At 54.3% G+C, this 24,614-nt stretch carries 17 protein-coding genes; 12 read left to right on the forward strand and 5 right to left on the reverse strand.

The features are described 5' to 3' along the window. Nucleotides 1–91: 91 nt before the first annotated feature. From ACFSDX_RS02105 to ACFSDX_RS02145, 9 genes are all read left to right on the forward strand, one after another. A complete protein-coding gene (locus ACFSDX_RS02105; RefSeq protein WP_382311546.1) occupies nt 92–1,393 on the forward strand; it encodes an MATE family efflux transporter in 1,302 nt (433 codons plus the stop codon). A gap of 142 nt (nt 1,394–1,535) precedes the next feature. Continuing rightward, the gene (locus ACFSDX_RS02110) at nt 1,536–2,519 is read left to right on the forward strand and encodes a glycosyltransferase family 4 protein (RefSeq protein WP_382311547.1); all 984 of its coding nucleotides are present in this window, start codon (nt 1,536–1,538) and stop codon (nt 2,517–2,519) included. A gap of 182 nt (nt 2,520–2,701) precedes the next feature. Then, a complete protein-coding gene (locus ACFSDX_RS02115) occupies nt 2,702–3,943 on the forward strand; it encodes a glycosyltransferase family 4 protein (protein WP_382311548.1) in 1,242 nt (413 codons plus the stop codon). A 224-nt stretch (nt 3,944–4,167) separates the two neighbouring features. Further along, nucleotides 4,168–5,337 carry a hypothetical protein gene (locus ACFSDX_RS02120; RefSeq protein ID WP_382311549.1) on the forward strand — a complete coding sequence of 390 codons (1,170 nt, stop codon included), beginning with the start codon at nt 4,168–4,170 and terminating at the stop codon, nt 5,335–5,337. 31 nt (nt 5,338–5,368) lie between these two features. Further along, nucleotides 5,369–6,544, forward strand: a complete 1,176-nt coding sequence (locus tag ACFSDX_RS02125) for a glycosyltransferase (RefSeq protein WP_382311550.1) — start codon at nt 5,369–5,371, stop codon at nt 6,542–6,544. Next, on the forward strand, nt 6,541–7,788 hold the full coding sequence (locus ACFSDX_RS02130) for a glycosyltransferase (RefSeq protein ID WP_382311551.1): 1,248 nt from the start codon (nt 6,541–6,543) through the stop codon (nt 7,786–7,788). The genes ACFSDX_RS02125 and ACFSDX_RS02130 overlap by 4 nt, the downstream gene beginning before the upstream one ends. Before the next feature lie 77 nt (nt 7,789–7,865). Next, nucleotides 7,866–8,423, forward strand: a complete 558-nt coding sequence (locus ACFSDX_RS02135; RefSeq protein ID WP_382311552.1) for a WcaF family extracellular polysaccharide biosynthesis acetyltransferase — start codon at nt 7,866–7,868, stop codon at nt 8,421–8,423. Between the two features lie 54 nt (nt 8,424–8,477). Next, complete coding sequence (locus tag ACFSDX_RS02140) at nt 8,478–9,446, forward strand: NAD-dependent epimerase/dehydratase family protein (protein WP_382311553.1); 969 nt, start codon at nt 8,478–8,480, stop codon at nt 9,444–9,446. 54 nt (nt 9,447–9,500) lie between these two features. Next, entirely contained in the window at nt 9,501–10,739 is a 1,239-nt protein-coding gene (locus ACFSDX_RS02145) for a WcaI family glycosyltransferase (protein WP_382311554.1), read from the forward strand. A gap of 231 nt (nt 10,740–10,970) precedes the next feature. Here the strand turns inward: ACFSDX_RS02145 and ACFSDX_RS02150 are convergent, their stop codons facing one another. Next, nucleotides 10,971–13,982, reverse strand: a complete 3,012-nt coding sequence (locus ACFSDX_RS02150; protein WP_382311555.1) for a T9SS type A sorting domain-containing protein — start codon at nt 13,980–13,982, stop codon at nt 10,971–10,973. Nucleotides 13,983–14,695: 713 nt separating this feature from the next. Here ACFSDX_RS02150 and ACFSDX_RS02155 point away from each other — a divergent pair. Further along, complete coding sequence (locus ACFSDX_RS02155) at nt 14,696–15,826, forward strand: glycosyltransferase (protein ID WP_382311556.1); 1,131 nt, start codon at nt 14,696–14,698, stop codon at nt 15,824–15,826. Between the two features lie 474 nt (nt 15,827–16,300). Further along, nucleotides 16,301–16,750 (forward strand): acyltransferase, encoded by a 450-nt coding sequence (locus ACFSDX_RS02160; RefSeq protein WP_382311557.1) that lies wholly within the window; start codon nt 16,301–16,303, stop codon nt 16,748–16,750. A 272-nt stretch (nt 16,751–17,022) separates the two neighbouring features. Here the strand turns inward: ACFSDX_RS02160 and ACFSDX_RS02165 are convergent, their stop codons facing one another. From ACFSDX_RS02165 to rfbF, 4 genes are read right to left on the reverse strand one after another with little or no spacing between them, the layout of a single operon-like run. After that, entirely contained in the window at nt 17,023–18,381 is a 1,359-nt protein-coding gene (locus ACFSDX_RS02165) for an NAD(P)H-dependent oxidoreductase (RefSeq protein ID WP_382311558.1), read from the reverse strand. Between the two features lie 21 nt (nt 18,382–18,402). Next, complete coding sequence (gene rfbC / locus ACFSDX_RS02170) at nt 18,403–18,957, reverse strand: dTDP-4-dehydrorhamnose 3,5-epimerase (RefSeq protein WP_382311559.1); 555 nt, start codon at nt 18,955–18,957, stop codon at nt 18,403–18,405. A 39-nt stretch (nt 18,958–18,996) separates the two neighbouring features. Then, nucleotides 18,997–20,079, reverse strand: coding sequence for an NAD-dependent epimerase/dehydratase family protein (locus ACFSDX_RS02175; protein ID WP_382311560.1), 1,083 nt, complete (start codon nt 20,077–20,079; stop codon nt 18,997–18,999). A 47-nt stretch (nt 20,080–20,126) separates the two neighbouring features. After that, entirely contained in the window at nt 20,127–21,005 is an 879-nt protein-coding gene (rfbF, locus tag ACFSDX_RS02180; protein WP_382311561.1) for a glucose-1-phosphate cytidylyltransferase, read from the reverse strand. Nucleotides 21,006–23,145: 2,140 nt separating this feature from the next. Here rfbF and ACFSDX_RS02185 point away from each other — a divergent pair. Beyond that, nucleotides 23,146–23,433, forward strand: a complete 288-nt coding sequence (locus ACFSDX_RS02185) for a hypothetical protein (RefSeq protein ID WP_382311562.1) — start codon at nt 23,146–23,148, stop codon at nt 23,431–23,433. The last annotated feature ends 1,181 nt before the right edge of the window (nt 23,434–24,614 follow it).

Genomic DNA, 24,614 nt, shown 5'->3' on the forward strand with positions numbered 1-24,614 from the left:
TGGCCTTAATGCTGTTTTCAGCTGCTTATTAATAAAGTAGAATTAGGACAATCTATAAGTTCATTTCTAAGAAAATGAATAATTCTTAATTATGAAAGTATTGATTCATCGCGCCTATAAAAGCTTTAATTTAAATGAAACTATCGCTTGGATTAAGTTGATAAGCATTACTGGTGCTTCACAAGTATTTATTCAAGGACTTAGTTTTGTCGGTGGTATTTTAATTATTCGGTCTCTACCCACCAATCAATATGCCCTATATACCCTAGCGAATACAATGCTAGGAACCATGTCTGTTCTGGCTGACGGTGGAATTACTACGGGCGTATTGGCGCAAGGTGGAAAAGTATGGCAAGACAGAGAGAAGTTAGGCGTGGTGCTCGCAACTGGGTTAAACCTCAGGATGAAGCTCGCCCTTCTCAGCCTTCTCTTCAGCATGCCCATACTGCTTTATCTGCTGCACCATCACGGGGCCAGCTGGATAATGACCTTGGTTATTGCAGCCGCGCTCGTTCCCGCCTTTTTTACCTCACTGTCCGGGTCAATGCTGGAAGTTACTCCCAGGTTAGTTCAGCAGATTATACCGTTGCAAAAAATTCAGGTTGGGGCTAATCTGGGTCGACTTACTTTGCTAGTTGCCAGCGTATTCGCTTTTCCACTAGCTTTTATAGCTATTTTGGCAGCGGGATTACCGCAGATATGGGCTAACATAAAGCTCAGAGCATTGTCGGCACAATTTGCTGATAATACACAGAAGCCTGATGCAGAAATTGGTCGTCAGATATTCGCCATGGTTAAGCGGCTCTTGCCAGAGTCAATCTATTATTGCGTCTCAGGTCAGATTACGATTTGGCTAATTTCTATCTTAGGTTCTACCACGTCGATTGCCCAAGTGGGAGCCCTGGGAAGATTCTCTATGGTATTTGGGGTAATTAGTACGCTGTTATCAGCCTTGTTTTACCCCCGTTTTGCCCGGCTGCCGAGTGATTCACGCTTGCTACTTAAGCGTTACGTACAGATTCAAGCCGTAGTAATCATTGTATCAGGCGCCGTAATCTGTGCAGTATGGCTTTTGTCGGATAAGCTACTGTTGTTACTGGGTGCTAAATACGCCGGGCTTTCGACAGAAGTAGTGCTCTTGATAATAGGAGGCGGAATCAATTTTATTTCTGGTTCTTCCTTCTATATGTGTACTAGCCGCGGGTGGGTAATTAACCCTATCATAACTATTGTAATAAGTATAGCGTCGATAAGCCTCGGGGTTATGCTACTAGACATATCAACCCTGCGTGGTATTCTGATTTTTAATATTCTGGTCGGTCTTCCTACTCTTCTGATGCACATAGTTTATGGTGTAAGAAGAATCCTAACCGTTGAACAAAGCGGGGATTAGTTTTGGTAATTTCAGAGTAATCTGAATCTGGTAGTTATAGTCTATTTTTAAACATTGCAGCACGATAATAAAAACGCCATCTATGATTTCAAAAAAACACAAGCTCCTTGTCATAGGGTCTACTCCCGGGTCGTACGGGGGCATGGAAGCTTATATGCTTGCTCTAGCTGAAGCAGCATCGAAGTGGCCGGAGTTTGAGGTTAAAATATGTTTTAAGTTAGTAAAAGGTACTAAAGGCACGCCCAACCTTAAGCACTTGGCCGAAAACGTATGCTCTGATGTACGGTTTGTGCAGAGTGGTTCTCTTGATTTGTTCAAGATGATTGCTTGGGCTGATATTCTGCACGTGCAGAATACCCCCCCTGATGTTACGTTCGTGGCGCGGCTGCTGGGTAAGAAGATATTCTTGACGGTTCACAATTGGCGTCGTACTACCCTAAGTATTCATCACTTGTTGTGGGGCGTTTCGGTGAAGCTTGCTAATTACCGGTGGTTCAATTCTCACTTTGTCTGGAATACTTGGGAGCCCACCAAGAAATCGAGTAATAGCAACTCCATTCCCACGGTCTCCAAGCTGCCTAGCGGGTGGTGCCCGCCAAAAGACCGTAAAGGCTTCCTTTTTGTGGGCCGCTGGATACCGAGGAAGGGAATTCAGGAATTAATTCGGGCGTATGCCCTGAGTAAGTTCGACCCGGTTGAATGGCCTTTAACTATCCTGGGTGAAGGGCCAATAAAAGAAGAGGTACTTGCCCTCATCGCCGAACTCGGAATTGACGTGCGGATGCCAGGATTCGTGGATGAAGAAACTAAAAACAACTACCTAGCTTCTTGTCGCTGGCTGCTGGCACCGGCTCTAACCAAAGAAGACTTAGGTTTGACGCCCATTGAAGCTCGTAGTGTTGGGGTGCCCTCCATTGTCACCCGCGACGGTGGGCTACCGGAGGCTGGGGGCCCGGCCGCCTTGGTAGCGGAGCCAGGGGATGTAGCTGACCTGGCACGTTGCATGCAAATCGCAGCTTCGATGAGTGAAGAAGAGTATCAAAAGAGGGGAGAATTGGCTCAGGCTTCCTTGGCGCAATTTCTGAAGCCGCTGGAATATTACCGGCAAGCTTACACTACTTATTAAGCGTGAGCAAGATGTTTAGTGGCTCCTAGGCGTAAGAATCAGAATAATTTACAACGACTGCACCTGGCAGCACGTGAGCACAGTTCTCGGTTTGACGCTGCCCGGGGCCGCTCTTTAAGTCACCGCTTTTTGATAAGCCAGTAAGAGGATGCTGCCCCTAGTCGCTTGCTAAAATTCTCCCTATGAAGGTCGTTATTTCACATCCTACCAGCAATACATTTAACCGTGCGGCGGCTACCAGCCTGCAAAAGGCGGACATGCTGGCGCAGTTTCATACGGCAGTAGCCGCCTTTCCGGGTAGCCTGCTGGACCAGTTCGGGGCTATCAGCTTCTTATCGGAAATTCGCCGCCGCCGCTTCGATTCAGCTCTGCAACATAACACCAGCTCGTGGCCTTGGCTGGAAATGGGCCGGGTGCTGGCTCCTAAGACGGGGTTTCCTGGGTTGGCCCGGCACGAAACGGGGGTATTTAGCCTGGATGCCGTCTACCAAAATATTGATAAGAGGGTGGCTGCCTCGTTGCCACAGCTGAAAAAGAAGGGTACTACTGCGGTTTACGCTTACGAAGACGGGGCTGTGTTTTCTTTTCGAGAGGCGAAGCGCCTCGGTATGCAGTGCCTCTACGACTTGCCCATCGGCTACTGGCGGGCGGCACACCGGCTGTTGCAGGTAGAGCAGGAGCGGTGGCCCGAGTGGGCCTCTACGCTGACGGGAATGGTGGACTCGGAGGAAAAGCTGCAGCGCAAAGATGAAGAGTTGCGCTTGGCCGACCAGATTTTTGTCGCTAGCCAATTCACCGCCAAAACGCTCCAGGAGTTTCCTGGTCAGCTCGCGCCTATCGAGATTATTCCCTACGGCTTCCCGCCGGTGGGAGCGGCCCGGGAGTATGCCCCGCGGCAGGCTAAGCAGCTGAAGCTGCTGTTTGTGGGCGGCTTGTCCCAACGCAAAGGCGTAGCCGACCTGTTTGCCGCCGTTGATGCCATCGGAGACCGGGTTTCGCTGACGGTGGTGGGCCGCAAGGCTAGCGAAGACTGCGTGCCCCTAAACGCGGGGCTCGCCAAGCACCGCTGGATTCCAAGCTTGCCGCACGATGAGATACTGAAACTCATGCGCCAGCACGATGTACTGGTGTTTCCCTCCCTTTTCGAAGGGTTTGGGCTGGTGATTACGGAGGCAATGTCGCAGGGCACTCCCGTGATTACGACGGACCGCACGGCGGGCCCTAACCTAATTGAGCACGGCAAGAATGGCTGGCTTATTGAGGCGGGTTCAACGCTGGCATTGCAAGCGGCCATCGAAGACTTGCTGGCGCACCCCGAAACCGTGGCTGAGAACGGCCGCGCGGCTATGGAGTCTGCCCGCTCCCGGCCCTGGGAGGTATATGGCCAGGAGCTAACGGCCGCTATACGAAAGAAAAGTGCTTAATTACTAAGATATTATATTTCCATTGTCTTGCTAGTAATTTTACTATCCGGCTATTAAACTGTCAAATTATGGAAGCATTACTGCCGCAGCAAAGGGGCTTAACGCAGGACGCTGCTTCGGACAAATTACTTAAGCAAGCAGTTTGGGCCTATTTCCTACTGCTCATTTTTGAGGGTGCCCTGCGCAAATGGCTTCTGCCGGCTTTGGCCACGCCATTGCTTATTGTGCGGGACCCACTGGCAATCTGGTTGCTGGTGGCCACGTGGAAGCGCGGAATGCTGCCGGCAAATGGCTACATTACTTCCATCATAACCATTACTGTGCTGGGGTTTTTCACGGCCGTGCTGTTTGGCCACGGCAACCTGTTCGTAGCCGTGTTTGGGGCGCGCATCCTGCTGATTCACTTCCCTTTGATGTTTGTAATCGGCCGTGTTTTTACGCGCGAAGACGTAGTAAAAATTGGCATCGCGCTTCTCTGGATTGCCGTTCCGATGGCCGTCTTAGTGGCCTTACAGTTCTATAGTCCACAGTCTGCCTGGGTAAACCGGGGCGTGGGCGGCGACATGGAGGGCGGCGGTTTCAATGGTGGTGCCCTAGGGTATTTCCGCCCGCCGGGTACCTTCTCCTTTACCACTGGCCTCACCCAGTTTTACAGCTTTGTAGCCCCCTTCATTTTCTACTTCTGGCTCTATCCCAAGGGAGTGTCCCGCTTGCTGCTCATTGCCGCCACGGCCAGTTTGTTTGCGGTAGTGCCCATGTCCATCAGTCGCGGGCTGCTGTTCCAGGTTGGTATATCCGCAATCTTCATGTTTATCGCAACGGTGCGGCAACCGCGCTACCTAGGCCACATGCTCCTGGCTACCTGCGGGGCGGTGCTGGTGGTGGTGGCACTAAGCCAGACTGCGTTCTTCCAAACCGCCATTGAGGTTTTTACCCTTCGCTTCGACAATGCCAGTACTTCGGAGGGAGGCTTGCAAGGAACGCTGATAGACCGGTATCTGGGCAACCTTCTGGAGCCCATCAAGCAAGGCATCAATCAGCCGTTTTTTGGCTACGGCCTAGGTATGGGCACCAACGTGGGCAGCACGATACTAACGGGCAGCTCGGGGTTCCTGATTTCGGAAGGTGAATGGGGCAGGCTGATTGGGGAAATGGGCTTGGTGCTGGGTGTCATCGCCATCATCGTCCGAGTAAGCTTCTGCGTGAAAGTGGGCCTGGCTTGTTATGCCAAGCTGACCAAAAATGATTTTCTGCCCTGGCTGCTGCTGAGCTTCGGCCTGCTAATCATCATCCAGGGGCAGTGGGCCCAGCCCACTGCGCTCGGCTTTTCCACTCTTATCGGCGGGTTGCTCATTGCTTCGCTCCGGAACCAGTCAGCCACCGTGCCTGCGTAGCGGTGCCGCTATCATTTACTACTTCTGTCTTGTGAACATCGTTCTTTTCGCTCATCCCACCTTTCTGGGGCACCAAAGCATGCCGCGCTTTGCGCACATGCTGGCCGACGGAATGCGGGCGCGCGGTCATGAGGTAGCTATGTGGGCGCCCCAGGCCAAGCTCGTTAACCTGCCGGCGCCCCAGGCCCTGAAAAAATGGCTGGGCTACCTCGACCAGTACGTGGTGTTTCCGCTGGAAGTGCGCAAGCGCCTGCGGCAGTGTCCGCCCGCTACCATCTTCGTTTTCACCGACCAAGCCCTAGGTCCCTGGGTTCCGCTGCTTAGCAACCAAGCGCGGGTCGTGCATTGCCACGATTTTCTAGCCCAACGCTCCGTGCTGGGCGAAATCCCCGAAAACCCGGGCAGCTGGACGGGCTACCAGTACCAGGCGTACATCCGCCGGGGCTACGCCGAAGGCCAGCATTTTATTTCCGTTTCTGAGCGCACAAAAACAGACTTACATCGCTTCCTGCCCGTGGCGCCCGTGAGCTCCGAAGTGGTGTACAATGGCCTTAACCAGGCCTTCGCCCCGCAAGACGTTGGCCTGATGCGCCAGACCCTAGGTCAGCACACGGGCCTAAACCTGGCCGCGGGCTACTTACTCCACGTGGGCGGCAATCATTTTTACAAGAACCGCGGTGGCATCGTGGAGCTCTACAACGCCTGGCGCGACCAGAGCGACCGGGCGCTGCCACTCCTGATGATTGGCGACGCGCCCAACCCCGCGCTGGCGGCTATTCACAGCAGCTCGCCCTACCAGCAGGATATCCATTTCCTGAAAGGCATCCCGGACGACCTAGTGCGTGTGGCGTACGCAGGCGCTACTGTCTTCTTGTTTCCTTCGCTGGCCGAGGGCTTCGGCTGGCCCATTGCCGAGGCCATGGCTTCTGGCTGCCCGGTTATTACTACCAACGAAGCGCCGATGACGGAAGTGGCGGGTGCGGCCGGCTTTCTGATTCCGCGCCGCCCGCCCGAGGCAGCGCAAGCCCGAGCCTGGGCCCGCGAGGGCGCGGCCACGGTAGAGCAGGTAGTCAGCTTATCGACCCAGGAGCGGCAGGCGGTGGTGAGCGCGGGGCTACTCAATGCCAAGCGCTTCAACACGAACGAAGCGCTGAATCAAATCGAAAAAATTTACGCAAGTATTCTTGCGGCGAACGGCCCAGCATGAGAATTCTCCACATTGTGCCCCAGATGAATCCGAGCACCGGGGGCGTCTGCCAAGCGGTCCGCACCATCATTGCCGGGCTGGCCGAGCTAGAAGTGCAGAACGAAGTGGTGAGCCTGGACGCCGCCGATGCGCCCTTCCTGGCCGATGACAACTTCCCGGTGCATGCCCTAGGGGTTGGCAAGGGACCGTGGGCCTATAACGCCGAACTTCTGCCGTGGTTGGTGGCGAACATGCCCCGCTTTGAGGCGGTGGTGGTGCACGGGCTCTGGCTCTACTACAGCTACGCTGCCCGGCAGGCACTGCGCCGGGTGCGGGCGGCGGGCACTGCGCCCCGCCTCTACATCATGCCCCACGGCATGCTTGACCCGTATTTTCAGCGCGCGCCGGGCCGCAGGCTCAAAGCCATTCGGAATACTTTGTACTGGATGCTGCTGGAGCAGCAGCTCATTGCCGAGGCCGATGCCATCCTCTTCACTTGTGAAGAAGAGCGCCTGCTCGCCCAGCAGCCCTTCCAACCTTACCGCCCCAAGCGGACGATAGTGGTGGGCCTCGGCGTGGAAGAGCCGCCCGCTTATCAGCCGGCCATGCAGCAGGCGCTCCTGGCGCTGTGCCCCGAGCTGCGCGGGCAGCCCTACATGCTGTTTCTGAGTCGAATCCACGAAAAGAAGGGCGTTGACCTGCTGCTAGAGGCGTATGCGAGCGTAGCGGCCGCTGGGCCGCTGGCGGAACCTAGGCAAGCAGCAGCGCTTACCCGCAGCGTGGGTGCCGATACTTCAGTAGCCGCTCCTCAATTGCCTAAGCTGGTTGTGGCCGGCCCCGGCCTGGATACCGCCTATGGCCAGCGCATGCAGGAGCTAGTAGCGAACTCTGCGGTGTTGCAAAAGGCGGTGTTGTTTCCCGGCATGCTCACCGGCGACGCTAAGTGGGGCGCGTTTTACGGCTGCGAGTGTTCGGTATTGCCAAGCCACCAGGAGAACTTTGGCATTGCGGTAGTGGAAGCTCTCGCCTGCGGCAAACCCGTTCTCATCTCCAACCAAGTCAATATCTGGCGCGAAATTGAAGGTGCCGGCGGCGGCATAGTAGCGCCGGATACCTTACCCGGCGTGCAGAAGCTGCTAGGCCACTGGCAGCAAGCTGCGGCGGCCGAAAAGGCCCGGCTGCAAAAGCGGGCGCGCGTAACATTCGAACAGGAATTTGCCGTTGGGCCGGCCGCCCAACGCTTTTTGCAAGCTGTGCAGCCCTGAAAAGGGGCCGCTGATTCAGCTTCGGAGCCGCCCGCGCCCGGTAGTTGCTTTTAACCGTTAGCCGTACCTTGTGCCTTATGCCACAATACCAAGATTTAAGTATATTTACTGTTCCCGCTTCGTTTAGGGGAAAATCAAAGCTAACCGTGCAGCTCTGGTGGATAGTGCAGGAAACGCTGTTTGCCTGGTCACCCCAGATATTCTACGAATGGCGCGTAATACTGCTCCGGCTGTTCGGCGCCGAGATTGGGAAACACGTCAAAATCCGCTCCTCAGTCACGATAACCTACCCGTGGCTGGTAAGCATTGGCGATTACTCCTGGGTCGGCGACGACTGCGTGTTGTACAGCCTGGGTAAAATCAGCATTGGCAAGCACGTGGCGCTCGCCCACCAGGTCTATGTCAACACCGGCGGGCATGAATACCAGAAAAAGACGTTCGACATATTCAGCAAGCCAGTCTTGATTGAAGATGAGTGCTGGATTACGAATGATGTCTACATCGCCCCCGGCGTAACTATCGGGAAAGGCACGATTGTCAGCGCTCGCAGCAGCGTGTTTAAGGATTTGCCAGCCGGCAAAGTTTGCGTGGGCACACCCGCCAAACCCATCAAAGACAGGGAAATGTATTCGTAGGAAAAGCAGGATACTTGTTTCCTGGCTTCGACTTCTCAAATAAGAATATATTATATGAAAAAGGTTTTAATAACGGGCGGCTCCGGCTTTATTGGTACTAACCTAGTAGCCGGGCTTTTGAAAGAAAAATACGAAGTGCTGAACGTGGACAAGGTAGCTCCCCGCGATAAGAATCAGCAGTCCTACTGGTCCCAAGCGGATATCCTGGATTATACCAAACTGGAAAGTATAATTAAAGGCTTCTCACCCGACGTTATCGTGCATTTAGCCGCGGTTACCGACCTGGATGGTAAAACCGCGGAATACTACAAGGCCAATACGGAAGGCACCAATAACATTATAAAGATTGCCGCCGCGCTGCCGACGCTCCGCCGGGTACTATTTACTTCGTCTATGTACGTGTGCCAGCCGGGCTATATCCCGCGCGATTACGATGACTACAAGGCTCATACGCCCTACGGGCAAAGCAAAGTTGATGGCGAACTGCTGGTAAAGAATAGCCCCAAGCAACATTATGATTGGGTAATTATTCGCCCTACTTCCATCTGGGGGCCTTGGTTTGGTATTCCTTACATAGACTTCTTCAAGGTAGTTTATCAAGGGCAATACTACGATTTTGGCAGCACGTGCACCAAAACGTACGGCTACGTAGAGAATGCGGTGTACCAGCTAAAGAAGCTGCTCGATGCCCCTGGTGTGCACGGCAAGACCTTTTACATAGGTGACCAGCCCCCTATTCCGATAGCAGAGTGGGCGAATGAGATATCAACCGCTATGGGCAAAGGGACCATAAAGAAAATACCTTACTTCGCCATTAAAATCGCGGCCCTAGGAGGCGATGTATTGACGAAATTGGGTATCAAGTTCCCGATGACCAGTTTCCGGCTTGCCAACATGCAAACCAATAATATTCTGCCGCTGGAGCCCGTGTACGCTATTGCCGGGCCTGGCCCAGTAAATAGGTTGGAAGGGGTAAGCAAGACCATTAACTGGCTCCGCGAGCATAAAGGCTACAACGTTTGAGCCAGCGAAAATGAATGACGCTACGCGAATACTAACGCACTAAGCTTCACGCGCATGAAGAAAAGGATTCTGCTGATAGGCTATAATTATTTTCCAGAACCCACCGGTATTGGCAAGTATAGCGGGGAAATGATACAATGGCTGGCTGCTGCCGGGTACACTTGCGAGGTGATAACAGCCTATCCCTACTATCCTTTTTGGAAGGTGCAGGAGCCGTACTATGCGAAGCGCTATGGTTATCATACGGAAAGTCAGAGCTTTGCCTCCGGTGGCAGCATAACGGTGCATCGCTGCCCCATGTACATTCCGGAAAAGCCCACCGGCTTAAAAAGGATGCTGCTGGATTTGTCTTTCTCGGTAAGCGCCTTTTTTAAAGTAGCACAACTAGCCTTTGGTCAGCGTTTTGATAACGTGCTGGCCGTAGCGCCATCCTTCCAGTTTGGTTTGCTAGGAGTGTTTTACAAGAAGATAAAGGGGGCTAAGCTTATCTATCATGTGCATGATATGCAGATTGAGGTTGCGCAAGACCTGAAAATGATAAAATCAAAAGCCGTAATTGATTTATTATTTAAAGTAGAGAAATATATATTTAGCGAATCGGATATCGTGAGCTCCATCTCGGAGCAAATGGTGAGCAGACTAAAAGCGAAAGCCAACAAGGATGTGCTGCTATTTCCAAACTGGGTAGATAATACAAAATTCTTCCCGCTCGGAAATAAAGCATCACTAAAGGAGAGTTTTGGTTTTTCTCCCACGGATAAGATTATTCTGTATTCTGGTGGCATAGGCGAAAAGCAAGGCTTAGAAGCTATCGTTTACGCCGCGCGGGAATTTGTGCAGCAGCCTGAGGTGAAGTTTCTCATCTGCGGCTCGGGGCCATACAAGGAGAATCTGATGGCCCTGGTGTCGGAAATGGGCTTGCCTAATATCACCTTCTTTCCGTTGCAGCCCGTTGAGAAATTTAACGCGTTTCTGAATATGGCCGATTTGCATCTGGTGATACAAAAGGCCAATGCCAGCGACCTCATGATGCCTTCCAAGCTGACCACCATCCTGGCCGTGGGCGGGTTGGCTTTGATAACGGCCAACGAAGGCTCGGGCTTGCACATGCTCGTTAAGAATCACCAAGTGGGAGTGTTGGCGGAGGCCGAGAACCAGCAGGCGCTAAACGATGCAATTCGGTATGCCCTCGACAATCCTACGGAGGAGCTTCGGTATAATGCGCAGCGCTACGCAGAGAACTATTTGTTTATCGATAAGATAATGACGGAGTTTGTTAAGAACCTGGACTAGAATAGTGATAAGCACTTGTAAACAAGCAGAAAGCTAGCGGCGTGTCTTTTGCTTTGTCAGCGTAAAATTTGATTCTCTCACTGGTGACGCAGTTGCTTCTAGCGTACTAGGTACTGCGTAATTACGCAAGTGGGTATTACGGAATTTGCTCCCAGTCCTTGCCTTCTTAGAAAGCGGACTGGGAGCAAATTCTTGTTTATTTAAGAAGGGCCGGCTGGCAACGCCAGTTGGTTAGTTCTTCAGCAGCTTAACGGTTTTCAAACCAGCGGCCATCTGAACGCGCACCACATAGATGCCAGCGGGGTAGTTTGCCAGGTTGAAGTTCAAGCGTTGCGTTTGCGGAGAGCTGGGAACCAGCCGTTGGAGGTGGCCCCCTAGGGTGTTGTAAATGTTGGCTTCTACTATGGGGCTGCCCGAGGTCAGCAATTCAAAGAAGTCGTTGCCAGGGTTTGGTACTACGCTCGCCACCAGCGCTGCCCCAAGCTTGTTGGTAGTAGCCACCGTCATTACCGGGGAAAAGCTTTCCGACCCATCAGTGTCAACGAGCCGCAAGCGGTAGTAAGCAAGGCTGGTGAGCGGGTTGGCGTCTGCGTAGTAATACGAGCGCTTCGAGGCCGACGAGCCTGCACTAGCTACTTTGCCGATGGGAGCGTAGTCGGTGCCATCGGCACTGCGCTCTACGATAAAGTAATCACTGTTTTGCTCACTGGCGGTTTCCCAGTTGCAGCTCACCTGCGTGCCATTGCGGGTGGCCGAGAAAGATAGCAGATTGACGGGTAGCGGACCGGCCCCCACTAGGATAGTCTTTCCCAGCTGCCCGCTGCCTGTCAGCTCCTGAATGCTGTTGCTGCCATCTACGCGCCAGCGATGCAAGCCGGCGTGCACTGCTTCATCTACCGTGTACACATGCAGCGTGTTAGCCGAAGGGCGTACCATGTACATGTCCACGTTGTTGCCTGCAAAGCCAGCCGGCGCGTAGTTATCCGTGAGGCCCACTTTGTCATCGGCCGGTACCCCAAACTCATTCACCAGCAGCCCGTCTTGGGTGAAATGGTAAAAGGTATTGCTGGTGGTGTTGTTCTGGCCGTTGTATAAGGCTACTATATCCTTCTGGTCGGCATAGGCATTGGCACCGTCCCAGCCGCCGTAGGCTTCAATTTCCGGATAAGAGCCCTTCCGGTCCGGGGAGCTGATGACTTTACCGCGATGGAACTTGGCGGTCCAGGTAGTATCACCGGGGGCGATGGTGCCTAGGTGGAAGCCTTGGCTCCCGGTTCTGGTCGATTGATAGGTGACGTAGTTACCGTTCTGCGTTTGCGGCAGGCGGGTGCGGGCGCCAATCGGCTTACTGGGGAAGGGGTCATCACCGCGCTTCAAGCCGCTAGCTACTTTCCAGAGTACTTGTATGGGGCCGTACTGCGGGTTGAAGTTGCTGTCATACCCCGTAAGTGCGCGGCGCTCGCCAGTGATGATGGCCTTACCCCCAAAATCGAACGGGGTAGGCGCACCGGCGTAGTTGATGCGCGCGCAGCGGAGGTTGCCGTCGGCCATTTGCTCGTAGGAGAAGCCGCCGTTGCCGTAGTCTTCTACCAGCGTGCCAGTGAACCGTAGCTTGCCAGTGGCGGGTAGCTCCACGAGCTGCGTCATGTTTGGCCCCGAAGTGATGCTGTTATCTTGCATCTGGGCATAGGTGTGGCCATTGGGATGGGTGGTCACGTTGACCACCGAACCGTAGCGCGTGATGTCTAAACCAGCGCTCCAGTTCCGGACCAGCTGCCAGCTAGGCGCGGCCACTATGCTTTGGTCGCCGGGCTGCAAAGGCGCGGTGCTAACCTTGAATTCCAGATTGCCGGAGAATATGCGCGTGGCGTTGTTCTGGTCGCCGGCGATGGCCAGCCGGTCCGGAAGGTACATAATCTGACCTAGGTAGCGGCGGTCGGCTCCGAAATGCATGGCCCGGAGGTTGGCGGTGTCCAAAATCCAGAAAGTACCATCCGGCTGCCATTTGACAAAGGTGAAGGGGTCGCCGTACTGGTCACGGTCGGTGGCACCGCCGGCCAGTGGGTCCTGTATCTGAAACCAGAACTTGTCATTGACCACTTCGGGCCCTAGGCTGGGGTAGCCCCCGGCTTGCCCATAAGTCCATTGCAGGGTTCCGGCTGCATCGTAGGCTTTCACTTGCTGGCTGGTGTTGCCATCGGCCACCAGCAGTAGGTTTTGCGTGGGGTGCGCATCCAGTGCTAAGGCATTTACTATGCCGGGCAACGTGTTTTGAGCCGTAAAGCTGTTGCCGCTGTTTACCGTATAGCGTTTTACCTGCCCGGCTGAAACCACCCACAAGTCACCGGTGGAAGCAAACGCAATCTGACCCGGAGAATTGACGGAAAGGCTGCCGAGCAGGGCGCCGGTGCCAACGGCGTAGAACTGCACGCTGTTCTGGGCTTTGCGCGCCACGGCAACGTAGCTGCTGTTCACTGCCAAGCCGGTAATGCGATTGGCCAGCCAGGCCGGGCGCTGAGGTTCCGTGGTGGTCGCTGACTGCCGCAGGCCTACTACCCCGTAGCGCGTGCGAGCCGGGCCATGCGGGCCGTAGGTAGTAGTGGCACCAGCAGACCACGGTGCTTCCGTTTTATCAGACTGCTTGAAGCGCATGACGAAGCTGGTCTGCTTGTTGTCCCAGCCGCTGTTGTTGGTAACGGCGTACAGATAAGTATTATCCGCCCGCACCAGGCTAAAGGCATCGTAAAAATCGTGCTCCTTAACGCTATGAGGAGCTTGCACTGTGCCCGCGGGGCTGTAAACCAGCCCCGGCAGCCCTTCATTATAGCCCACACCTGCGTAAGATTCACCGCTGGGAGCCATGCAGAAATCCTGCATCACCACCAGGCTGCGCCACACATTATTTGTCCAGCTGGCAGAAGTATTGCCCACTACCCCCTCCCACACGTAGCTCACCTTGTGAGCAATTACTTTGATTTGGTACGTATTGACTGGTACGGGTTTGCCGTCATTGTCGAGGCCGTCCCACATGATTTGGTACGTGCCCGGAGTGTAGTCCACCTTCTGCCACAGGTTGCGGATGAGACTACCATTGGGTCGGTATACGCCAGCGCTGGTTGTGCTATTGCTCGTGAGCTTAAGTTGAATGGTAGTCTGCGTTTGAGCCTGAGCGAGAGGGGAAGTAAAGAACGGTATTCCTCCCGCAAGTGCTAAAAATTTCCATTTAGATAAAATCGCTCGCATAAACAATGAAGTAAGAAAGATTCAACCGGCAAACACTATTGATAATTTTCTCAAATATAACTTATTTGATTCACCCATTATTGTGAAAGCCAGAAAATAATAGTTGAGCAAGCAGAAAGATGGCGCAAAGTACCACAAAATCGTCTTTTAAGACCTTTTAAGAGTAAAAAAATGATTAAATCACTGTTTGCTTAAAAGGCAATAATTAATAGCTACTAATATTCGTAATTGTGGAATTGAATTATACTTATTAATAGCCTTACTTTTTAAAAGATATAGTTATGCGAAAAACTTTGATTAATTATATAGATTGAAAGCAGTTAATCGGTTGTGAAAGGGGGTAATTATTATATAACAAGGGATGGCTGCTCTGTGCCCGCGGCTGCGCGTAAGCAGAGAGCCCGCTACTAAAAAAATAGCCCCGATGCGCCCGGCCCAGTACCGGCCGTTGGGGCAGGCAACCGGGCTAGCTCATGGGTTCATTGTGGGCCTGCCGCCAGGCCCTAGGGTTGGCTCGTGATAGCTTCTGACATCGGGTGCAGGCGCACGGGTCCTGAGCTCGCGGCGTATAAGCCGGTCCACAGGGGCGTTCAGGCGCTGTGGCTGCGGGGCGTGCGTAGGCTATAGAATGGGCGTAGGCCGGTACGGAGCAGGTATTTGCCCCAAAAAATGCTGCTAGCCCCTACCTTGCCGGTTGACCAACATAACACGCCATGAAAATTGTTTTCTTCTGTGGCTCCTTAGAGCCAGGCCGCGACGGCGTGGGCGACTACGTACGGCGTCTGGCGGCGGAACTATCGCAGCAAGGGCACGAGCCGGCGGCCATCGCGCTGAGCGACCACCACCTCCAGCAGGAGATTTCAACCGGGCCTGAGGCGGGCGCAGTAGCCCTGCCGCTGCTGCGGCTGCCGGCCAGCTGGCCCATGCGGCGGCGCCTGCAGCGAGCCCAGGAGTGGACGGATGCTTTCGGGCCGGAGTGGCTGAGCCTGCAATTTGTTCCGTTTGCCTTCCACCCCCGGGGGCTGGCTTATAACCTAGGCAAACACTTGGCGCGGCTGGGCCGCGGAAGGTCCTGGCACCTGATGGTGCACGAGCTGTGGGTGGGCATGGATGCGGAAGCCCCCCTCAAGCACCGCTGGTGGGGCAAGTTGCAGCGGTACCTGATTAACGCCATGATTACGGACCTGCGGCCCAAGCTTATTCACACCCAAACCTCCCTCTACCAGGCCCAGCTGGCAAAGCTGGGGTTTAGCAGCCACTTGCTGCCGCTGTTTGCCAATATTCCCAACACCAGCCTGGCCCGGCCAGTAAGCGTGGCGGGTGAAGAAAGCCGGACCGTTTCGCTAGTCATTTTCGGGAGCATTCACGCGGGGGCTCCCGTAGCGCAGTTTGCCCACGATGCGGCGCAGTACGCCCGCGAAAATGCGGTGCCCGTGAAGCTGACCATGATTGGGCGGTGCGGCAAGGAGCAGGAAACCTGGGCAGCCAGTTGGCGAGCCGTTGGGCTGCCAGTGGAAATCCTAGGTGAACAGACGCCCGACTTCATCTCGCAGGTGCTCTGGCAATCTTCGCTGGGAGTGGCAACCACGCCGGTCGACGTGATTGGCAAAAGCGGCACGGCCGCCGCCATGCTGGAACACGGCCTGCCCGTGCTGTGCGTGGCGCACCCCTGGTTTCCCATTGGGATTGCGCCCCCAACGCCCCCGAACAGGGTCAGTGTATACAAGGAAGGGAACTTCGCCGCCTATCTGGTGGGCAAAACCCGGGAGCTCAATCCCAACCCATCGGCCGAAATTGCCCGCAAGCTGCTTGATAGCTTGCAGGCCGTCCCGGTGTCGGCGTGAAGGCCGCCGGCCTAGGTTCGGGTTTGGGACCGCGGCGCTGGGCTAGCAGTTGCTGGCAGGTGGTTAGTGCCAGCTTCGGCTTGTGTCTGCGCGCAAAGATGGCGCTATCGAGTAAGGATGGCTAAGCCGGCCGCAGGCGCGGTAATTGATGGCATGGTTCAGCTACAGATAGCTGAACAGCAGAGCTGTGTCCTGAGCGAATGGCTCGTTGAGCCAGTCTATGTGCCATTGCCGGCGGTGGCAGCTTGGGAGTCGTCAGGAGGGCGATGGGCGAATGGGTTCACTATTGACCGCCTATATTAGTCGAGCTTTACAACTAGGTATTTGCTCTATTAATAGGTAAGAATGCGCGCAACGTATATTTTACAGCAGGGAGGTTTTGTACTTCGCTTTCGATATATACCCGAATTTTTTGGATTATTTCGCCGCTGGTGGCTTTCGCTGCTCGGAATGGAGGTTGGCAGCGGCACGCAAGTGCCAAAGCTTACTGTTACGTGGCCGCACCAGGTTGCAATTGGCAAAAATTGCATCCTGGAAAAAGGAATATTCTTTAAATACGACGGTACCTGGCAGCAGGGGCCGTCCATCCGCATTCAGGACGACTCTTTTATTGGTACGGGCTGCGAGTTTAACATTCGCATGAGCATCGACATTGGCAAGGGGGCGCTCATTGCCTCCGGCTGCCGGTTTGTTGACCACGACCACGGTATTGCGGCCGGCCGGCCCATGCGCTTTCAAGACGGACCAGAGCAGGCAATTGTAATTGGGGAAGACGTCTGGATTGGAGCTAACGTCGTCGTGCTGAAGGGCGTGAGCATTGGCAATGGGGCCATCGTAGCTGCTGGCGCCATCGTGACAAAGTCTATCCTGCCCAACGAAATCTGGGCCGGGGTGCCAGCCAAGAAGATAGGCCAGCGGCAGTAGGGCCGCCACCAGGTTGGTAAGCACCTAGGGAATTTAGCCTTAGCCAGCGTGTGTAGGTCAGCCGATGCTTATTGAACAAACGCAGCGCAGCCGCCGCCATGCCGGAGCGCGGCTTGCCTGTGCGCGAAGCTGGTGGGGTAGGTGTCGCCAGCTATAGCGAGTGCCCGGGCGCCCTACTACGGCTGTTGCAACAGCCGTAGTAGGGCGCCCGGGCACTCGCTTACTTTTTTGAAAGTTGGCAGGTGTGGCCTGAGGCGGTCACTTTGCCTAGGTTACCGCTGCAGGGTGCTTTTAGCTAAAGCCTCGTCCAGGACGAAGGAGTTAGCGAGAGCCGGCCGGCCGAAGTAGGCCTCCTGCTCGCGGCGCAGCTGGTCGATGAGGCGGCCTTCGGGCAGTACCACATCGTCGTAGGTAAGGGCCTGGTCTTTGGGTATATCGCGGCGCAGCACGCAGCCCTCGGCCACGCCGATGGGTAGCAGGTTTTGCTGCCGGGCCAAGGGGTAGTTTTCGGCCAGGCCATAGGTCATGTAATGACCGATGCCATCGAGCGTTGCGCCGGCCTTGAGGTCGATTTTAGCGGCCGTAATTACCTCCACTTTCGGGGCGCCCTGCGGGGCTAGGGCGGCATCGTGGAAGAGCACGGCCCGCGCCACCGAGTTGGGCGTTTCGAAGTGGCAGAGGTGATACGGAGTGTAGAAGCAGTAGAGCGGCCCCGGCCCCAGCTTGTAGAGCTTGAGGTAGTGCTGTTGCACGGGGTCGTCGTGGGTACCTAGGATAAACACCCCGGGGCCCGGCTCGGCGCCCACCACGTAGTCGACGATGCCGGGGCCGCCGCTCAGCAGCAGGTCCTGCGGGTACCACTCGGCCGCTTTGCTAATGGGCGTGCCGGGCGCCACCGTGGGCCCCAGCATGCCGCGCTGGGCCACTTCCATACCTAGGGCATTGGCAATAACGGCCTGCTCGAAGCTGATTTTGCTGCCGTCGGCAAAGCTGGTGACCATGCTCGGGTTCTGGCCCCACTGGCGGGCAAAGCCCTCCTGGGTAGTAGGGTTGCGGTAGGGGTCGTGCAGGCCTTTAATGTTGCCGCACAGCACGGGCTTGACACCTAGGCCGATAACGAAGCGCGCCAGGTTGAGCGTCACGCCCGGCTGGTCGCCGTCCGATACGGTGTACACCACGCCGGCGCGGTCGGCGTACACTTTCAGAATAGAGCCAGCCGTACCGTCGAGCTCGGCATTGAGCAGCACAATGTGCTTGCCGTGCTTGATGGCTTCGAGCACCACGTGCGCGCCGTGCTCCACGGCGCCCGTGACTTCGATGATGACATCGATGCCCCCCGCCCGGCTCAGCAGCAGGGCGTCTTCGGTGATGGCGGGCTGGCCCAGCTCAATGCAGCGCTCCAGCGCGGCCACCGACGAAACCTCCTGGGCCCCTAGCTCACCGGCCTCGGTGTAGGCGCGGCGGGCTTGCGCCAGCGTGCGGTTGGCAATGGCGACCAGCTCCATGCCCGGCACGTAGCGGCAGATTTGGTGGGCCACGCCCCGGCCCATAAAGCCGGCGCCCACCATGCCCACCCGAATGGGGTTGCCAGCGGCCTGCCGGGCCTTTAGTGCGTTGTCAACTAATATCATAATGCAGAAAAAAGCGGAAGGTTAGCGGGTGGTAGCTGCCGCGAGTAGCGGCTGAAAATCAGGGTGGGCCTCGTCCTTGGGCGAGATGAGTTGGGGCACGGCCGGCCACTCAATGCCGATGGCCGGGTCGTTCCAGCGCAAGCCGCGCTCGGCGCCGGGCGTGTACTTAGCCGATACCTGGTAGGCGGCGTCAGTGTTGGGCGCCAGCGTCAGAAAGCCGTGGGCAAAGCGGCCCGGTACGAATAGCTGCCGGAAGTTGTCGGCCGTTAGCTCCACGCCTATCCACTGGCCGTAGGTTGGCGATTCCTCGCGCAGGTCCACTATTACATCGTAGAGGGCGCCGCGGGTGCAGCGCACCAGCTTGCTTTCTTCGTGGGGCGCCAGCTGGTAGTGCATGCCGCGCAACGTGCCCTGGGTAGGGTTCGACGACAGGTTGGCTTGCAGCGGGGGCAGGTAAATGCCGTGGGCCGCAAATTCGTCTTCGCACCACGAGCGGGCAAAGAACCCGCGCTCATCGGTGCGGCGCTCTACGTCAATGATGAAGGCGCCCGCCAGTTTGGTTTCAGTAAAAATCATAGCAAGGAATAGGCAGAAAAAGCGGCGTTACTATTCGACCTAGGCCAGCGTGGCCTCGGTGGCTACCGAGTTGGCCCAGGTCAGCTGTTCGGTAAGCTCGCCTTGCTCGCGTAGGGCGGCCAGCACGCGCAGGCGCATCAGCTGCGAGCTGCGGAACTGCGCGTCGCGGAAGCCCATGGCCAGCAGCTTCTCGTGCAGCTCCGTGATGGTAGCGGCCAGGGTTTGCTGGGGCTGGTGGTCGGGGGCGAGCTGCTTATACAAACTAAAATCGACGCGGTACGAGCGCAGGTCGGGGGCCGCGGCGGGGTTCACGCTGGCGCGGGTGCCGGGCAGGGCCGTGGCCACGGCCTCGGCCAGCTCTTTCACGCGGTAGTTCCAGGTGTCGGAGCCCGTGTTAACGGCCAGGAAGCTGCCGCCATTCGTGGCTTCGCGCGCTACGGCCCACTCAATGGCCCGCGCCATATCGCGCACGTGGATGAGCGGGCGCCAAGGCGTGCCGTCGCTCAGAATACTGATTTCGCCCGTGGCTACGGCGCTGGCCACAAAGTCGTTGAGTACCAGGTCGAGTCGCAGGCGGTCGCTCCAGCCGCAGGCAGTGGCAAAACGCAGGCAGGTTACCACGAAGTCGTCGTCGGCCAGGGGCGCTAGGTCCTGCTCACTGGCTACTTTCGAGCGGGCATACGCCGTGAGCGGATTCACGCCCGAGGTTTCGGTTTTGGCGTCTTCGCCGCCCATGCCGTAGATGCTGCACGAGCTCGCAAAGACGAAAGCCCGCACCCCAGCCGCTTTGGCCTGCCGGGCTAGCTCGATGCCGGCCTGGTGGTTGACTTCCATCGTCACGTCCTCGTAGGCCTTGCCCATGGGGTCGTTGGAGATGGCGGCTAGGTGCACCACGGCATCCACCCCGGCCAGCAGCTCGCTGGGTACCTGGCGCACGTCGCCAAATACCTGGCGGTCAAGCCGCGACTCGGGCAGGCGTTCGGCGCCCGTTAGGCAGTGCGCAAAAAAGCCTAGGTCGTACCCGATAAGCTCAGCGGCAGGGAACGCTTGGCGAAGCTGCTGAACTACACCAGGCCCTACGTAGCCCATGTTACCCGTGAGTAGAATACGCGATAAAGTCATAAAAAAGGTAAAATCAATGCAATAGAAAGGGCGCAAAAAAAGACTTTTTAGAGCACTCCCGCCAGCAAATGTTCTGGCAATGCCCGGGTGGGGGCGTCAATAGGAGTATTAGCTTGCTTAGAAGCGGCTGGCGTCCAGACGGGCTCCGGTGCCCACACTTTCCAAGGGGCTTTATTTGCCTGCCAGAGCTCCTCAAGCATGTTGCGGTCGCGCAGGGTATCCATCGGCTGCCAAAAACCGCTGTGGCGGTAGGCTGCTAGCTGGCCTTCGGCGGCTAGGTGCTCAAGCGGGCCTTTTTCCCACACCGTGCTATCGCTATCGATATAATCGAACACGCTAGGCTCCAGCACAAAAAAGCCACCGTTAATCCACGGCGTTTCGCCGCCCTCGGGCTTCTCCGTAAAGTTGTTAACGTGGCTGTCGGCCTCACTTAGGCTGAAGGCCCCAAAGCGGCCTGGCTGGCGCACCGCCGTCAGCGTGGCCAAGGCGCCCTGCTGGTGGTGGTAATTGATGCTGGCCTGAATGTCGATATTGCTAACACCGTCGCCGTAGGTGAGGCAGAACGTGCTGTCGCCCACGTACTCACGTACCCGGCGCAGGCGGCCGCCCGTCATGGTTTCGAGGCCCGTGTCGATGAGCGTTACCGTCCAGGGTTCGGCATTGTTGCGGTGAATCTGCATCTCGTGGCGGTCCGTCCGGAAGGTCACGTCCGAGGTGAGCAGAAAGTAATCGGCGAAATACTGCTTAATCATGTGGCCCTTGTAGCCGCAGCAAATCACAAAATCCGTAATACCATGGTGTGCATACGTTTTCATGATGTGCCACAAAATTGGCTTGCCACCAATTTCAACCATGGGTTTGGGCCGAATGCCGCTTTCCTCGCTAATGCGAGTGCCGTAGCCGCCCGCCAAAATAACTGCTTTCATAGAAGGGGGATGGGAAATGGGGGTAAAGAATAATGCCCCAAGCGGGACAATGCGGAGGTAGGTTTATTTAGAATGGCTGAGCGTAATTGCTCATTAAAAATGGGTTCTTCTTACTAAAGCAATTATATAGCAAAGCCGCCGTAGCCGTAGTAGGGCAGCTGCTATGCAAAAAGCCGGCCTAATGCGACTGCCTGCTAACTGATAAATTATTTGCCCGTAGCTAAATACAGGTGGAGGTATCTTGAATTCGAAAGGCCGCGAAGGCGCCTAGGAAGTCAGGCAATTCCTCAAATGTGGTATTGATGCCCAGGTAGGAATGCTAAGCGCATACTGCGGCGTGAAAGCCGATACTAACAGGGCTTGAAAAAGGAATGTCTAAATTCCACTGCCAAGTGTTAGCAGAATAATGCAGCTCAACAGTAGCTGCTCGCCAGATGCCTACTGTAAAGGGGCCTAATTACCGAGCGAGTAGGGGTTGTTGTCATAGCATATAGGGGAAGAATTGTGATGTAAAGGAAATCCTTATTTAGCTCATAAACAATATTTCTCAAACGCTTAAGTAGGTGAATTTTTGATGAATATTGAAAAAATTATGCTGTTTGCTAGTGTGCTGTCAGTTTACCAAGTATTCATTATATTAAATAAATTTTGCCTTGCGCTAAATAATTTTCATTTCTTACCAGTGGTACATAACGGCCGCTCATTGAACTAGTAATTACCTGCTAGCAGTAATCATTAAAAGTACAAATTTCAAGGTATAGTACATCTTGAAGCGGACGTATACGTGGCTACAGAGCTATTAAATAATCAATGTACTAAGCAATCCAAGGCGCAGCTTAGCTAACTATTGCAACAGGCGTCTTTAGTAGCTTCGACCAGCCCTGTCGGCTGTCCACTAAGGAGGCAAGAGCGCTGGTTGCACGTTGCTAGTATATATGATATACTACGTGACAAGGCCGAGCTAATGCGTAGTATAAAGCACAATAGCGATAGTAGTCGGAACTAATAGCATGGGCCTGGTTTTGTCGGCTGCTTACCAAGTCTGGAGTAATTCCCGCTCCTGATTTCTGATTACAGCCTCTATTAGGAATACATAGGATGCTTGCCTATTGCCTCCGCTCCCGGTAAAAGGTAGCAGCAGCTAATTATACCTCTTAAAAAGGCTCGCATTAGCCAAGCCAAGCAGCACACGCAGCCAGCACCTAGCTCTGGGCCGCAAAAGGAGAAAACGCGGGGGCCCAATGGCTGCTTGGTGCGCACTAGACCGGCGCGACTTGTCGCTGGGTTGTCCACGTGGTGTGTAGTAGCCCGCAGCAAGATGGGCTTAGCCAAGCGCGCTCGGCTAAGCTCGGCAACTGCCTTGTTTGCCCCATGTTTTTCAGCCTACGTGCCCCTCGCGGCTACCGCGCATTCGCTAAGCAGCTGCTAATACTTCTGGTATAGCTCAAAAGCGATAAGTCGAGAAGTCGCTTATTCAAGAGGCCACATATATCCGCTGAATGTTGATTGCTTACCCGTTGCGCGCCAAGCACGGCCACGCAAGCTGCTTGATACCCCGGGCGCTTGCTGAATACCGCGGGTAGCAGCGATTGCTATACCAGTTCGGCCCGACTACCGGAAAATATGACTAGCTAAATTACCGGGCAATATTCAATGGGGTAGTGTAAAGGCTGCCGGTGTGATTGTGAAAGCTGCGTAATGTCGCTATAGGATTTTTGCAAGCTAATCGCATAGGAATGAGATAATCAGTATTGCTAGTGTGGCGTTCTGCTGCTGCATAATGGGGCTGGTTTTATGATAAAACAGCAAGCATTGACAAGTCGTTAGCAAAAAAAAGCTCTATTGGCTATTAATAGCTAGTAAATATTATGCTAATTCGTTTTGCTTAGAGTTTGATAAAGTTAGCTTCAATAGTACTTATAGAAGAAAAATAATTAATAGGTGCTAATTATCTCCATGGGTAATTGATTAGGGTAGGTGTAAGTATAGAATTGATACATGGGCTTTTATCTTTGTCGCACGTTAATTCATGCAAATGCATTATTAACGTAATGACAAAATTAATTGCTCATATATTTGCTAGTATGATAAAACTTTTGTTGTTTTGCATTATTAAATCATAAAAGTTCCCCCTTCTCTTATGGCAGTAGACCTCGCCCAACTACAACAAGTACTAGATAACGCTCAAAAAGCAGATGCTTTCAAATCGGATATTAAGCGCGCTTTGCGCAAAGTATCTTCCCTCGTAATTAACCTGCAAGGCGCCCTAGAAGAAGCTGAGGCATTGATGAGCGATGATTATGCGCCGGCAATTAAAGAGCGCAAGGCGCGCGCTCCGCGCGAAGCCGCAGAAGTAGATGCTGAAGCTCCTTACGGCAGAAAGAAAGATGGTACGCCGAAAAGCAAGCCGGGCCGGACGAAAGAATAGTAGATAGCCTAAAAGCAAAAGCCCGCTTAGCATTCGCTGAGCGGGCTTTTGCTTTTAGGCCACTATGGTCGGAGGTAGTGGTAGCGCCCGGCCAGGCCCTTCAAGAGTTAGTTGGGCTAACGCTGAACTCAGCGCTGCCAAACGACCTAGGGGCGTTGAGATACCCTTTGTTTACACCTTGTCTAAGAAATCTCACTGTGGCATATAGTTGTCCGTTTATCTATCTACATCATTAGTTATGAATTGTAGCTGAATTAAAAGCAAATTGTTGGGTGAGATTTCTACAGCACCCGTTGAGCTAGCTCAGTCATATTTACTCTATCTGGATGGGCTCAGGGGAATTGCTATTATCATAGTTCTGCTAAGGCGCATTCTGAAAGAGACAGCTATTTTGATGTTTTAGGCGAGGTCGGGGTAGAGATATTCTTTGTGCTCAGTAGCTTTTTGATTACCATCCTGCTACTGAAGGAAGAAGTGAAGAACGGTTACGTTTCTTTGAAGCTACTTTATATTAGGAGAGCTCTGAGAATCATGCCGGTAGCATACCTGTTTCTGTTGGTACTACTGGTTTCAAATGTGTATTTTAAGCTTGGGATTATTCCGGTTGGCTTCTTGTCGTCAGCCCTATACATCAAAAACGTGCCGACACCCAACAGCTCAGACTAGTACAGCGGCCATTTTGGTCGTTATCCATTGAGGGGCAGTTTTATTTATTCTTTCCCTTCCTGCTGGTTTTAAATGTAAACCGATACACTATTTTAATAAGTGTCTTGATTTTAGCGTTGCTGGTAATCGGCTTGCTGGCTGTGCACAGAGTGGGTATATTCTATTCTGATTATCTAATACATGCGCTTGGTTTGTCATCAATACTACATTATTTGGGAGTGGCATCGTTAGGGTCCTTGTGCGCAATACTAGTGTTTAAGGATGTTGTATCGGTTGAGAGACTGCGGAATAACTATTTCTTAAGCTTTGCTTTATTCGTGGTGGCTTTTGCTGTGGGATATCAAAAATTAGTATTGTTCGTGCCTCATATTGCCCAGGTAGTACTCTCCGTATTAATAGCTTGGATTATCCTGCTTAATTTAAAGAAGGAAGCAAATCTGTTTTATGCTATATTGGGTTGGCCAGTACTGAAGCGCACTGGTATTCTTTCTTGCCGCTTGTACATCTGGCAGTAG

The organism is Hymenobacter bucti (assembly GCF_042681145.1).
Taxonomy (GTDB): Bacteria; Bacteroidota; Bacteroidia; order Cytophagales; family Hymenobacteraceae; genus Hymenobacter; species Hymenobacter bucti.